Below are 11,668 nucleotides of genomic sequence, written 5' to 3'. Positions count from 1 at the left end.
TACCTGGCGGGCCCTGACCTCGATGGGCACCGCGCTGGTGCTGCTGTTCCTGCTGGCGCTCGGCGCGATGCCGGGGGCGCTGCTGCCGCAGCGCAGCCTCAACGCCGGCAAGGTCGACGACTATCTGGCGTCACACCCGAAACTCGGCCCGCTGCTGGACAAAGTGCAGGGGTTCGACGTCTTCGGCAGTTTCTGGTTCACCGCGATCTACACGCTGCTGTTCGTCTCGCTGCTCGGCTGCCTCACCCCGCGGATGATCGAGCACGCCCGGAGCATGCGTGCGACGCCGGTTCCGGCACCCCGCAACCTCACCCGGTTGCCCAAGCATGCCGTCGCCACGGTCACCGGCGACGCCGACGAGGTCGCCACCACCATCACCGAACGGTTGCGTGGCTGGCGCACAACCGTCCGTCGCGGCGACAGCATCGAAATCTCCGCCGAGAAAGGCTATCTGCGCGAATTCGGCAACCTGGTCTTCCACTTCTCGCTGCTGGGTCTGCTGGTCGCGGTGGCCGCCGGCAAACTGTTCGGCTACGAGGGCAACGTCGTCGTCATCGCCGACGGCGGACCCGGCTTCTGCTCGGCATCGCCCGCCGCGTTCGACTCGTTCCGGGCCGGCAACACCGTCGACGGCACCTCGTTGCATCCGATCTGCCTGCGCGTCAACGACTTCAAGGCCAAGTATCTGCCGTCGGGACAGGCCACGTCGTTCGCCGCCGACATCGACTACCAGTCCGGCCGCGACCTGACTGGCGGCAGCTGGCGGCCCTACCGGCTCGAAGTCAACCACCCACTGCGGGTCGGCGGCGACCGGGTGTACCTCCAGGGCCACGGCTACGCGCCGACCTTCAGCGTCGTCTTCCCCGACGGGCAGGTGCGCACCTCGACCGTGCAGTGGCGGCCCGACAACGCGACGACGTTGCTGTCCTCCGGCGTCGCCCGCATCGACCCGCCCGCCGGCACGTACCCCGACGCCGTCCAACGTCGCAAACACCAGATCGCCATCACCGGCTTGCTCGCGCCCACCGAGCAACTCGATGGCACGCTGCTCTCGTCGAGCTTCCCGGCGCTGATCGCACCCGCCGTCGCGGTCGACATCTACACCGGCGACACCGGCCTGGACAGCGGCCGGCCGCAATCGCTGTACACCCTCGACCCCCGCCTGATCGACCAGCACCGCATCGACCGGGCCGCGCGGGTGAACCTGCGGGTCGGACAGCAGGTCCGCATCGACCAGGGGCCGGCGGCGGGCACGATCGTCCGCTTCGACGGCGCCGTGCCGTTCGTCAACCTGCAGGTTTCCCACGACCCCGGCCAGATCTGGGTGCTGGTGTCGGCGATGGCGATGATGGCCGGGCTGGTGGTGTCGTTGCTGGTGCGTCGGCGAAGGATCTGGGTTCGGCTGCGGACCGAATCGCCGGGTACCGTGAATGTCCAGGTAGGCGGTTTGGCGCGGACCGACAACGCGGGCTGGGGTGACGAATTCGAGCGGCTGGTCGAGCGACTCGAAAACGGGCTCACGGTCGCGTCTGCCGAGCCGATCGCCACCGGAAGGAGCTCCCCATGAACACCACGCACATCCATCTCGGTCTGGCGCGCAACTCCGATTGGGCGTTCACCTCCGCGGTGGTGATGATGGTCGTCGCGCTGCTGCTGCTGGCCGTCGAACTCGCCTACACCCGCAGCCGCGCCGACGACCGCGAACTGGTCGGCGTGGGTGCGGACAGCGCGACCCCCGGCGTGGTGACCGAGACCCCGCGCCGCCCGGTCGACGAGCGGGTCGGACGAGTCGGGCTGCTGCTGGTCTACGCCGGCATCGCGCTGCTGTTCGCCTGCATCGTGTTGCGCGGCCTGGCCACCCAGCGGGTGCCGTGGGGCAACATGTACGAGTTCATCAACCTGACCTGCTTCTGCGGGCTGATCGCCGGCGCGATCGTGCTGCGCCGGCCGCAATACCGTCCGCTCTGGGTCTTCCTGCTGCTGCCGGTGCTGATTCTGCTGACGGTCTCCGGACGCTGGCTCTACACCAACGCCGCGCCGGTGATGCCCGCGCTGCAGTCCTATTGGCTGCCGATTCACGTGTCGGTGGTGAGCCTGGGTTCCGGTGTGTTCATGGTGGCCGGGGTGGCCAGCATCCTGTTCCTGCTGCGCACGTCGCGGCTCGGCGAGCCGGGCACCGCCGGCACGGTGGCCCAGCTTGTGCAGCGGCTGCCCGATGCGCAGACGCTGGACCGGATCGCCTACCGGACCACGATCTTCGGCTTCCCGGTGTTCGGTTTCGGCGTCATCTTCGGCGCGATCTGGGCGGAGGAGGCATGGGGCCGGTATTGGGGCTGGGACCCCAAGGAGACGGTGGCCTTCATCGCGTGGGTGGTCTACGCCGCCTACCTGCACGCCCGGTCGACGGCCGGCTGGCGGGACCGCAAAGCCGCCTGGATCAACGTGGTCGGATTCGTGGCGATGGTGTTCAACCTGTTCTTCGTCAACCTGGTCACCGTTGGCCTGCACTCCTACGCCGGAGTGGGGTAACCGCAGCTCACAGGCGTTCACAAGGCCCTGCGATATGTTCGATGACCAGAACTGTTCGTCGATAGCGGCCCAAGGGTCGCGCCGAGGGGATATTTCACGTGTCTGACCATCCGACGCACGACCCGAACGCGGGCCGTCGCGGAGAGCATCCGACGACCGAACTGCCGCCGCACGCGCCGCCGCCGCCGGCTCCCGAGCCGCCGACTCGGGCGTTCACCGGATTCCGTACCGAGCGCCGCTTCGGCGAAGGGCCGACGCAGAACGCGCCCATGCCCGAGACCCGGGTCGAACCGCGTGCCTGGGCCGAGACGCCGTACCAAGGGCTGCCTCGCGTCGTCGAATCCGACGATGCGCCCCGCCGGGTCTACGGCAACTACGGCGGACCGCCGCCCGCATTCGAACCGGCGCCACAGCAGCCCAACCTGCCGCCGTCGCGCTACCCGGAACTGTCCACCAGCACCCTGCTGCGCCAGGTCAAGCCCGCGCCGACGGAGGGCTGGCGTCGATGGCTGTACCGCTTGTCGGGCCAGCTGATCAACGTCGGCGAGAGCCAACGCACGATCCGCTACAACGACCTCACCGTCCAGGTGAACCGGCCGCTGCGCGGGTGCTACCGGATCGCGATGCTGTCGCTCAAGGGCGGCGTCGGCAAGACCACCGTCACCGCCACCCTGGGCGCGACCTTCGCCTCGATCCGTGGCGACCGGGTGGTGGCCGTGGACGCCAACCCCGATCGCGGCACGCTGAGCCAGAAGGTGCCGCTGGAGACTCCGGCCACCGTGCGCCATCTGCTGCGCGATGCCGAGGGCATCGAGCGCTACAGCGACGTCCGCAGCTACACTTCGCAGGGCCGCAGCCGACTGGAAGTGCTTGCCTCCGAAAGCGATCCAGCGATGTCGGAGGCCTTCAGCGCCGACGACTACGCGCAGACGCTGGAGATCCTCGAGCGGTTCTACGGCCTGGTGCTGACCGATTGCGGCACCGGGCTGCTGCACTCCGCGATGACAGCGGTGCTCGACAAGGCCGACGCGCTGGTTGTGGTCAGTTCAGGCTCGATCGATGGCGCCCGCAGCGCCTCGGCGACGTTGGACTGGCTCGACGCGCACGGCCACGAGGAGCTGGTCAGCAATTCGATCGCGGTGATCAACGCGGTGCGCCCGCGCTCCGGCAAGGTCGACATGCAGAAAGTGGTCGACCACTTCTCACGGCGCTGCCGGGCGGTGCGTCTGGTGCCGTTCGACCCGCACCTCGAAGAAGGCGCCGAGATCAACCTGGACCTGTTGAAGCGGGAGACCCGGGAAGCGCTCATCGAGCTGGCAGCGGTTGTCGCAGACGGTTTTCCGAACGATCAGCGCCGGTTCAACGAGCACTTCATCTAGTCGAGCCTGAGCGCTAGCGCGGGTTGTTGTCGCCGTGACTGAGTCGCCAGAGAAAGTCCGGATCGTCGTCGGGGCCGATGACACGGCTCTTCGGCCGGTTGATCTGCGCGCGTGCCGCGCGCCAACCGACGTAGACCAGTGATCCGAGCAGAAAGACCAGGAGCAGATACAGCACTCAACACCTCCTTGGTCCGAATATACGCGGCGACCTAGGCTCGCACTGTGTCAAACGGACAGAGCTCGGCGGGTCGCGCGGTTCTCAGCATCGTGCTCTACGTGGTGGCCCGCCTGGCATTGGTGGCCGCATTGGCCGGCGCGATCTTCGGGATCGGCCGCGTACTGGGGGTGCACGAGTTCCCGATCATCGTCGCGTTGCTCTTCGCGTTGATCATCGCGATGCCGCTCGGAATGTGGTTGTTCGCCCCGCTGCGACGACGGGCGACCGCCGGCCTGGAGGAAGCCACCGCGCGCCGCCGCCACGACCGCGAACAGCTGCAGGCCCGGCTGCGTGGCGAAGAGTTGCCACCCACGGAGTGACGCCGCCCGCCGAGTGTGCGGGGTACGGGTGCGAAACGGCCTGGAACGCGGTCAGAAGCTGCACAGTCGGTGTGAGCTCAGGCGGTCAGGGCCAACGCCGCGGACACCGCGATCGACCAGACCAGCATCGTCAATCCGGTGTCGCGCAGCACCGGGATCAGCGCCGGGCCGACCTGCCCGGTCCGCACCGGCTTCGCCGCCCGCATCGCCAGCGGCGTTGCCAGCAGGCCCAGCGCGCACCACGGCGTCGCCACGGTCAGCACCAGGGTCAGCACCCCGGCGCCGGCCAGCAGCAGCTGGTAGAAGACGCGTGTTCCCTTGTCGCCCAACCGGACTGCCAAGGTGATCTTGCCGGACTCGGCATCGGTCGGGATGTCGCGCAGGTTGTTGGCCACCAGCACCGCCGACGACAACGCCCCCGTCGTCACCGCCAGCACCACGCCGACCCAGTCGACTCGCAACGCCTGGGTGTACTGGGTGCCGAGCACCGCGACCAGACCGAAGAACAAAAAGACGGCGACCTCGCCGAAACCCGCGTAGCCGTAGGGCTTCGAGCCGCCGGTGTACAACCAGGCCCCGGCAATGCACAGCGCCCCGACCGCGATCAGCCACAGCGCGCTCGTCAGTGCCAGCGCGAGCCCGGCCGCCGCGCCGACGGCCAGGCTGGCCACCGCCACCAGAAGGACAGTTCGCGGCGCTGCCAGTCGCGAGCCCACCAGGCGCAGCGGACCGGCCCGGTTGTCGTCGGTGCCGCGAATCCCATCGGAGTAGTCGTTGGCGAAGTTGACCCCGATGATCAGGGCGACCGCGACGGCCAGTGCCAGCAGTGCCTTCCACCACACGGCGCCGTGCAACCAGGCGGCCGCGCCGGTGCCGGCGATGACGGGGGCAATGGCATTGGGGAGTGTTCGCGGTCGCGCACCGGCGATCCACTGCGAAAGGCTGGCCACCTTGCAATCGTTTCATGCCCGCCGACAACAATGGGCCGGGTGACCGCCGGTGACGATGCAGAGCGGAGCGATGAGGAGGAGCGGCGCAGATGATCGGAGTAATCGGCGGTAGCGGTTTCTACAGCTTCTTCGACTCGGCGGCCCGCAGTGTCAGCCTGGACACCCCGTTCGGCGAGCCCAGCGGCCCGCTCACGGTCGGCTCCATCGGAGAGCACGAGGTGGCTTTCCTGCCGCGGCACGGCGTCGACCACCGCTATCCCGCTCACAAGGTGCCGTACCGGGCCAACATGTGGGCGCTGCGCGCACTCGGTGTCCGCCAGGTCTTCGCGCCCTGCGCGGTCGGCAGCCTGACCCCCGACCACGGCCCGGGAGCCGTCGTGGTGCCCGATCAACTGGTCGACCGCACCCGCCATCGCGCCGACACCTACTTCGATTCCGGTGCCGCGCACGTGGCGTTCGCCGACCCGTACTGCCCGACGTTGCGTGCCGCGGCGACCGGCCTGCCGGAGGTGGTCGACGGCGGCACGATGGTCGTGATCGAGGGTCCGCGGTTTTCCACCCGGGCGGAGAGTCAGTGGTTCGCCGCGGCCGGCTTCACCCTGATCAACATGACCGGCTACCCCGAGTCCGTCCTGGCCCGCGAGCTCGAAATCTGCTATGCGGCAATCGCTTTGGTCACCGACCTGGATGCCGGGATCGAGGCGGGCGGTGGTGTGAAGGTCGACGAGGTCATCGACGTGTTCGCCAAGAACATCGAGCCGTTCAAAAAGCTCGTCCGCGAAGCGATCGGCCGGGTGGCCACCGAGCACTCCTGTCAGGAGTGCCTGTCCCACACCGGGATGCCGAACCCGTTCGACGAGGCGTAGCCGGTCAGCCCACCCGGGCCGCGGGTTTGCGCCCGTCGTCGGCGCCCGGCTGGCGGGGTGGACGTCCCCGTCGTAGCGTCTCGATCAATTCGCGGTAGGGGCCGACCAGGTAGACGGTGTCGTCGGCGTGCAACCGGGCGTCGCGGCGCGGGTGCAGTTTGACCAAACCGTTGGAGGTCACGATCGCGATGACCCGGGCCTGGGTGGACAGCTCGAACATCCGCAGCCCCTCCAGCTCGCTGCCGGCGGCGACCTGCATGCCGCCCACCACGAACGAACTCTGGCCCACCGAGAACGTGCCCAACACCTGCAGGCCGATGGCAGCGCCGATGAACCACGGCACGGCCAGTTCGACGGTGGAGCGGACGTTCTCGAAGCCGAACCGCTGGGCGACCGCGAAACCCAGGGTGCGGTCGTAGACCCGCAGCACCAGCGGGATGTCGGTCCAATGGTCGCGGGTCGGTGTCTTCTTGCCGAGCATCTCGGCGAGCACGATGCCGGTCTCGATGTTGATCATGTCGTTGCGGGTCAGCACCGCCACCGCCCGCGCGCGATCGACGCGGGCCGACTGCAGGGTCTGGCGCAGGGTGGCATCGCCGAAGATGACCGGCACGTCGAGGTCGCGGACGGCGGACAGGAAGCGGTTCTCTTCGTCCTGCTCGATGACGGCGACGTCATGCCCGGCGCCGACCAGGTCCTTGATGACGCGCATGCCGAGCCCGCTGAGCCCGACCACCACGATGTGATTGCGCAGATGGCCGACCCGCGGCCGGGCCGAGGCGAAAACGAAACGGCGGGACAGCAATACATCGGCGACGAAGGAGACCAGCAGGGCAGTCGTGGTCACGCCGCTGAACATCAACAGCGTGGAGAAGGTACGCAGCCAGGTGGGCTGATTGACGAAGCTGAAGTCACCGTAGCCGGTGGTGGTCATGGTCTCGATGGTGAAGTAGAACGCGTCGACCCAGCCCATCTTCGGCGGTGGACGGTAGCCGAATCGCAGCACGAACGTCGCGGTGATCAGGACCATCAACGTCGCGCCGACCACGGGGTAGAAGGTCGGGTTGAAGTCCTTGACCACGCCGCGGACCACGTCGCCCACCCGCCGGAAGAAGGTACGACGGGAGCGCGACCGCGACGAGCCGGGAACCTTGATGCCCTGGGCGGCCAGCTCGTCGGCGGTGCCGATCATCATGGTCCAGTCGCCGGCGTGCACCCGCCGGTCCCGGCCGGGGCAGATCTCGAGCTCGCCGGGGTCGGGGGAGTTGTCGCCGTGGATGATCGCCACCGGCGCGAGGTCGCCGTAGAGCTCGCGCAGCGTCGCCTCGCGCGACGCGGTCTTGCCCGAGACGAGGAAGGTCAGCCCGGCGGCGTCGAAATCGTGGGTCGCCTGCGACAGACAGGCTTCGACGACCGCCGGCGCGGCGATCTCGGCCACGTCGAGGATGGCGCCGGCGCCGTTGTCGTTGGCCACCGCTTCCCGCAGCACGTCGTTGGCCACCCTGGAGACCACGCGCACGTTCGGGTTGGCTTTCCGTGCGAGCAGTGCGATTTCGAGGTTCACCGCGTCGTCGTCACCGGCGCAGACCACCGCCAGCGCGTGCGAGACCTCGGCCAGGGTGAGCTCGCGCGCGACCCCGGCTTCGGACGCTTCGGTGTTGACCAGCCGGACCACCGTCGCGCCGGCATTTTTCAGCTCGTCGGCGATCGTCGTCGCCAGCGAATCGTCACCGCTGACAATGATGTGGCGATGCATCGTCTCGTCCGTTGCTCGAAAGTCCGGTCGACGGCGCGCACTCGATGACGTCGGACCGGTTCACCAGGGCATTATGTCATCCGCTGTGCCGGGCGAGGCGCATAAGCGCCGCTAGGACAAGCCCTTTCCGACCTGGCGGACCAGCGCCGCCCGGTCGACCTTGCCGATACCCCGCACCGGCAGCGCGTCCACCACGTGCACTTCCCGCGGCGCCGCGGTGTGGTCCAGGGTCCGCGTCACCTGAGCCCGCAGCTCCTCGACCGAGGGGGTGGGCGAGCCGTCGGCCAGCACGATGGCGGCCACCACGCGCTGACCGAGCCGCTCGTCGGCCAGCCCGAACACCGCGCAGTCCGACACCGCCGGATGGGTCCGCAGCGCGGCCTCGACCGGCTGCGGCAACACGGTCAGCCCGCCGGTGCTGATCGCGTCGTCGACGCGGCCCAGCACGCTGAGCACTCCCGAATCGTCAACCACGCCAAGGTCGTCGGTGCGAAACCAGCCTGCTTCGGCGAACGGATCGGGGTCCGGCGGATTGCGATAGCCCTTGGCCAGGGTCGGGCCGCCGAGGACGATCCGGCCGTCGTCGAGGCGGAGCCGCACGCCGTCGAGGGGAATGCCGTCGTAGACGCAGCCGCCGGCGGTCTCGCTCATCCCGTAGGTGCGGACCACGCTGATCCCGGCCTGCGCCGCCGCGGCCAGAACCGGCCCGGGAGCGGGGCCACCGCCCAGCAGCACGGCGTCCAGGGCGGCCAGGGCGGCGGTGGCGGCGGGGTCGCCCAGTGCCTTGGCCAACTGGGTGGCGACGAGCGAGGTGTAACGCCGTCCCGAACCGAGTTCGTCCACGGCAGAGGGTAATTGGCTGATGTCGAAGCCGGCCGAGACGTCCAGTTCGACCGGGTCGGAGTCGGCCAGCAGGCTGCGGACCAGCACCTGGATGCCGGCGATGTGATACGGCGGCAGGGCCAGCAGCCACCGGCCGGGCCCGCCGAGCCGCCGGTGGGTGGCCACCGCACTGGCGGTCAACGCGGCCGCGGTGAGCAGTGCCCCCTTGGGCGAGCCGGTGGTGCCCGAGGTGGTCGCGACCACCGCCACGTCGTCGTCGATCGGCTCGCCCACCCGCAGGGCTGCCGCGTCCGACTGGTCGGCGCCCAGCGGTAGCAGCGCGGGGGCCCGGTGGTGCAGCACCTCGTCCAGGGCGGCCAGCAGGGGGCCGGCCGCTGAGCCGTGCGCCACGGAAAAGGCCCGCAGGACGGCTATCTGGGCTCCTCGCCGTCGCGGGCGTCCTCCAGCGGCCAACCTTTGGCGGCCAGCCGTTCCCGGACCCGCTCGACGTCGTTTGGCGCCGGCAGATGATCGGTGATCTGGGTGATCAGCACGCCGATGTCGACGTGGTCGAAGTCGCCGCGCGCGATCAGTTCGCGGGCCACCAGCTTGACTTCGTCGTTGCTGAGCCGGCGTGACAGCAGGGCCAGCACCGGGACATAGTCGGTCGGCGGAATGCCGTCGGGATAGCCGGCGCGTAACCAGGCCACAACGGAGGTCAGGAATCGGTTCACGGTGTGTGCACTTCCCCCGCCGGACGGTCGCTATGCCTACAAACGGAATGAGCTTCCGATGCTACGCGGGCTTGGCTCCCAGGATGTAAAGACCGGTATGCACGCCGATGAACTCGCGCGCGATGTAGAGCACGCCGACGACGACAGCGGTCAGCACCAACGCGTACAGCGCGTAGCTGATCGCGGCCAGCGCCGGGTTCCTCTGCGCGACGGCCGCGCCCCCGGACTCCTGGACGCCGGCGCCTGTCGAGCCGACCCGCACCGCGATCGCGAAAATCGTGGGCAGTCCGCTGCCCAGCAGCAGGCCGAAGAACAGGATCTTCAGCGACGCTTCGTAGTTGAACCAGTGGCTCATCGCGTGCCTGCTTTCTTCACCTCGGAGTGCGGCGCGACACCGGAGACTTCACCGTTGCCGATCGGGGCCCCGGCCAGGCCGGGCTTGCCGTGCTCGTCGAGCCCGGCGGTCAGGTCGCCCTTCCATTCGGCGTTGACGTTGTTGTGGTCCACCTTGTTCTTGCGCGACTTCACGTAGATCACCGACGCGGTGGCCACCAGCAGCGCGAAGCCGATGATCGCGCCCGGGTAGCCGCCGATCTTGTGCACGATGAAGTAGGTGAGGGCGCCGACCAGGCCGGCGGACGGCAGCGTGATCAGCCACGCGGCGGCCATCCGTCCCGCCACCCCCCAGCGCACCTCGGCGCCGGGCTTGCCGACCCCGCTGCCGAGCACCGAACCGGTGACCACCTGGGTTGTCGACAGCGCGTAGCCGAACTGCGCGGACAGCAGAATGATGACGGCGGAAGAGGATTCGGCCGCCATGCCCTGCGGCGACTTGATCTCGACGATGCCCTTGCCCATGGTCCGGATGATCCGCCAGCCGCCGGTGTAGGTGCCCGCTGCCATCGCGCATGCGCAGGCCAGGATCACCCAGAACGGCGGCAGGGTCTCGGTGCGGCTGACCGCGCCGTAGGAGATCAGCGCCAGGAAGATCACGCCCATCGTCTTCTGCGCGTCGTTGGTGCCGTGCGCCAGCGAGACCAGTGACGCCGAGAAGATCTGCCCGCGGCGGAACGCGGCTTCGCTGCGCTGTTCCGGGACGCCGCGGTTGATCCGGTAGACCAGCCAGGTGCCGACCGCGCCGACCATTCCGGCGACGAACACCGACACCAGCGCTGGGATCAGCACGCGGGAGGCGACCCCGGTCCAGATCACCCCGTGGCCGCCGACCGCCGCGATCATCGCGCCGACGATGCCGCCGACCAGTGCGTGGGACGAGCTGGACGGAATGCCCAGCAGCCAGGTCAGCAAGTTCCAGACGATGCCGCCGACCAGCCCGGCGAACACCAGTTGCAGCGTCACCAGGTGACCGTTGACCAGGTCCTTGGCGATCGTCGCCGCGACGGCGGTGGACAGGAACGCCCCGAGCAGGTTCAGCACCGCCGAGAGCGTCACCGCTGTCTTGGGCTTGAGCGCCCCGCTGGCGATCGAAGTCGCCATCGCGTTCCCGGTGTCGTGGAACCCGTTCGTGAAATCAAAAGCGAGGGCGGTGATCACGACGATGATCAGAAGGAACAGCTGAAGATTCACGGGGCTAATTCTGTAGGTAGGAGGGACCGCTTGTCGAAAGAACAGCGTCGCAAAACAAAGGTATATCGCACTAGACGTCAGATGTTCGTCTGGGGTTTACCTGCCAGCTCACGGCGTTAACCGCGGGTATCGCGGCGCAGCGGATGCTCCGGCGGAATCTGGACGAAGATCAGCAGCACGCCGTCGGGATCGACCACCTGCATCTCGTGCAACCCCCAGGGTTCCTGCCGGGCCTCGCGGGCGATCTCGACGCCCCTGCCCTCCAACTCGGCCTGCGTCGCGACCACGTCGCGAACCTGAAGCCACAGCGCGCCGGGGAATGGCACGGCCGCTTTCTCCTCGGCGCCGTGATTGGCCAGCTCGATCAGCGACTGGCCGGCGAAGAACACCGTCCCCGCGCCGTAGTCACGGAAGATCGCCAGCCCGAGCTGATCCCGGTAGAAGGTCAGTGACCGCTGATAGTCCGCCGGCCGAAACAGCATCCGGCTGGCGAGTATCTCCATGCTGT

General features: G+C 68.7%; 13 protein-coding genes. 5 read left to right on the top strand and 8 right to left on the bottom strand.

Going from position 1 to position 11,668, the window contains the following annotated elements; genetic code table 11:
- Positions 1–22: 22 nt before the first annotated feature.
- The 3 genes from resB to ACZYW1_RS07860 all read left to right on the top strand — a co-directional run bounded on the left by resB (position 23) and on the right by ACZYW1_RS07860 (position 3,908).
- Positions 23–1,567, top strand: a complete 1,545-nt coding sequence (gene resB / locus ACZYW1_RS07870; protein WP_463787737.1) for a cytochrome c biogenesis protein ResB — start codon at positions 23–25, stop codon at positions 1,565–1,567.
- A complete protein-coding gene (ccsB, locus tag ACZYW1_RS07865; protein WP_463784684.1) occupies positions 1,564–2,529 on the top strand; it encodes a c-type cytochrome biogenesis protein CcsB in 966 nt (321 codons plus the stop codon). The genes resB and ccsB overlap by 4 nt, the downstream gene beginning before the upstream one ends.
- Before the next feature lie 98 nt (positions 2,530–2,627).
- Entirely contained in the window at positions 2,628–3,908 is a 1,281-nt protein-coding gene (locus ACZYW1_RS07860) for a MinD/ParA family ATP-binding protein (RefSeq protein ID WP_463784682.1), read from the top strand.
- 13 nt (positions 3,909–3,921) lie between these two features.
- On the opposite strand, the gene ACZYW1_RS07855 is transcribed toward ACZYW1_RS07860, so the two are convergent.
- Positions 3,922–4,083, bottom strand: a complete 162-nt coding sequence (locus ACZYW1_RS07855) for a hypothetical protein (protein ID WP_463784681.1) — start codon at positions 4,081–4,083, stop codon at positions 3,922–3,924.
- Positions 4,084–4,130: 47 nt separating this feature from the next.
- Between ACZYW1_RS07855 and ACZYW1_RS07850 the strand changes: the two genes are divergently transcribed.
- Complete coding sequence (locus ACZYW1_RS07850) at positions 4,131–4,445, top strand: DUF4229 domain-containing protein (RefSeq protein WP_463784679.1); 315 nt, start codon at positions 4,131–4,133, stop codon at positions 4,443–4,445.
- Positions 4,446–4,522: 77 nt separating this feature from the next.
- Here ACZYW1_RS07850 and ACZYW1_RS07845 read toward each other — a convergent pair whose 3' ends face one another.
- Positions 4,523–5,395, bottom strand: coding sequence for a 1,4-dihydroxy-2-naphthoate polyprenyltransferase (locus ACZYW1_RS07845; protein WP_463784677.1), 873 nt, complete (start codon positions 5,393–5,395; stop codon positions 4,523–4,525).
- Positions 5,396–5,484: 89 nt separating this feature from the next.
- On the opposite strand from ACZYW1_RS07845, the gene ACZYW1_RS07840 reads away from it, so the two are divergent.
- Positions 5,485–6,261 carry an S-methyl-5'-thioadenosine phosphorylase gene (locus ACZYW1_RS07840; RefSeq protein WP_463784675.1) on the top strand — a complete coding sequence of 259 codons (777 nt, stop codon included), beginning with the start codon at positions 5,485–5,487 and terminating at the stop codon, positions 6,259–6,261.
- 4 nt (positions 6,262–6,265) lie between these two features.
- Here ACZYW1_RS07840 and ACZYW1_RS07835 read toward each other — a convergent pair whose 3' ends face one another.
- The 6 genes from ACZYW1_RS07835 to ACZYW1_RS07810 all read right to left on the bottom strand — a co-directional run bounded on the left by ACZYW1_RS07835 (position 6,266) and on the right by ACZYW1_RS07810 (position 11,663).
- Positions 6,266–8,017, bottom strand: a complete 1,752-nt coding sequence (locus tag ACZYW1_RS07835; RefSeq protein ID WP_463784673.1) for an NAD-binding protein — start codon at positions 8,015–8,017, stop codon at positions 6,266–6,268.
- Between the two features lie 111 nt (positions 8,018–8,128).
- Complete coding sequence (gene menE, locus ACZYW1_RS07830; protein ID WP_463787736.1) at positions 8,129–9,202, bottom strand: o-succinylbenzoate--CoA ligase; 1,074 nt, start codon at positions 9,200–9,202, stop codon at positions 8,129–8,131.
- A 68-nt stretch (positions 9,203–9,270) separates the two neighbouring features.
- Positions 9,271–9,573 (bottom strand): DUF3349 domain-containing protein, encoded by a 303-nt coding sequence (locus ACZYW1_RS07825; protein WP_463784672.1) that lies wholly within the window; start codon positions 9,571–9,573, stop codon positions 9,271–9,273.
- Between the two features lie 61 nt (positions 9,574–9,634).
- Positions 9,635–9,928: a hypothetical protein gene (locus ACZYW1_RS07820; RefSeq protein ID WP_463784670.1), complete on the bottom strand. Its 294-nt coding sequence runs from the start codon at positions 9,926–9,928 to the stop codon at positions 9,635–9,637.
- Entirely contained in the window at positions 9,925–11,160 is a 1,236-nt protein-coding gene (locus ACZYW1_RS07815) for an anion permease (protein WP_463784669.1), read from the bottom strand. The genes ACZYW1_RS07820 and ACZYW1_RS07815 overlap by 4 nt, the downstream gene beginning before the upstream one ends.
- Positions 11,161–11,276: 116 nt before the next feature.
- Positions 11,277–11,663 carry a VOC family protein gene (locus ACZYW1_RS07810; protein ID WP_463784667.1) on the bottom strand — a complete coding sequence of 129 codons (387 nt, stop codon included), beginning with the start codon at positions 11,661–11,663 and terminating at the stop codon, positions 11,277–11,279.
- Between the last annotated feature and the right edge of the window lie 5 nt (positions 11,664–11,668).

It is taken from the genome of Mycobacterium sp. IDUB_36 (genome assembly GCF_055419225.1).
This window is presented reverse-complemented; position numbering and strand designations above follow the sequence as displayed.

Coding starts and splice junctions, on each gene's coding strand:
- resB (WP_463787737.1), top strand. CDS start 23: ATGGGCACCGCGCTGGTGCTGCTGTTCCTGCTGGCGCTCGGCGCGATG.
- ccsB (WP_463784684.1), top strand. CDS start 1,564: ATGAACACCACGCACATCCATCTCGGTCTGGCGCGCAACTCCGATTGG.
- ACZYW1_RS07840 (WP_463784675.1), top strand. CDS start 5,485: ATGATCGGAGTAATCGGCGGTAGCGGTTTCTACAGCTTCTTCGACTCG.
- ACZYW1_RS07835 (WP_463784673.1), bottom strand. CDS start 8,017: ATGCATCGCCACATCATTGTCAGCGGTGACGATTCGCTGGCGACGACG.
- ACZYW1_RS07820 (WP_463784670.1), bottom strand. CDS start 9,928: ATGAGCCACTGGTTCAACTACGAAGCGTCGCTGAAGATCCTGTTCTTC.
- ACZYW1_RS07810 (WP_463784667.1), bottom strand. CDS start 11,663: ATGGAGATACTCGCCAGCCGGATGCTGTTTCGGCCGGCGGACTATCAG.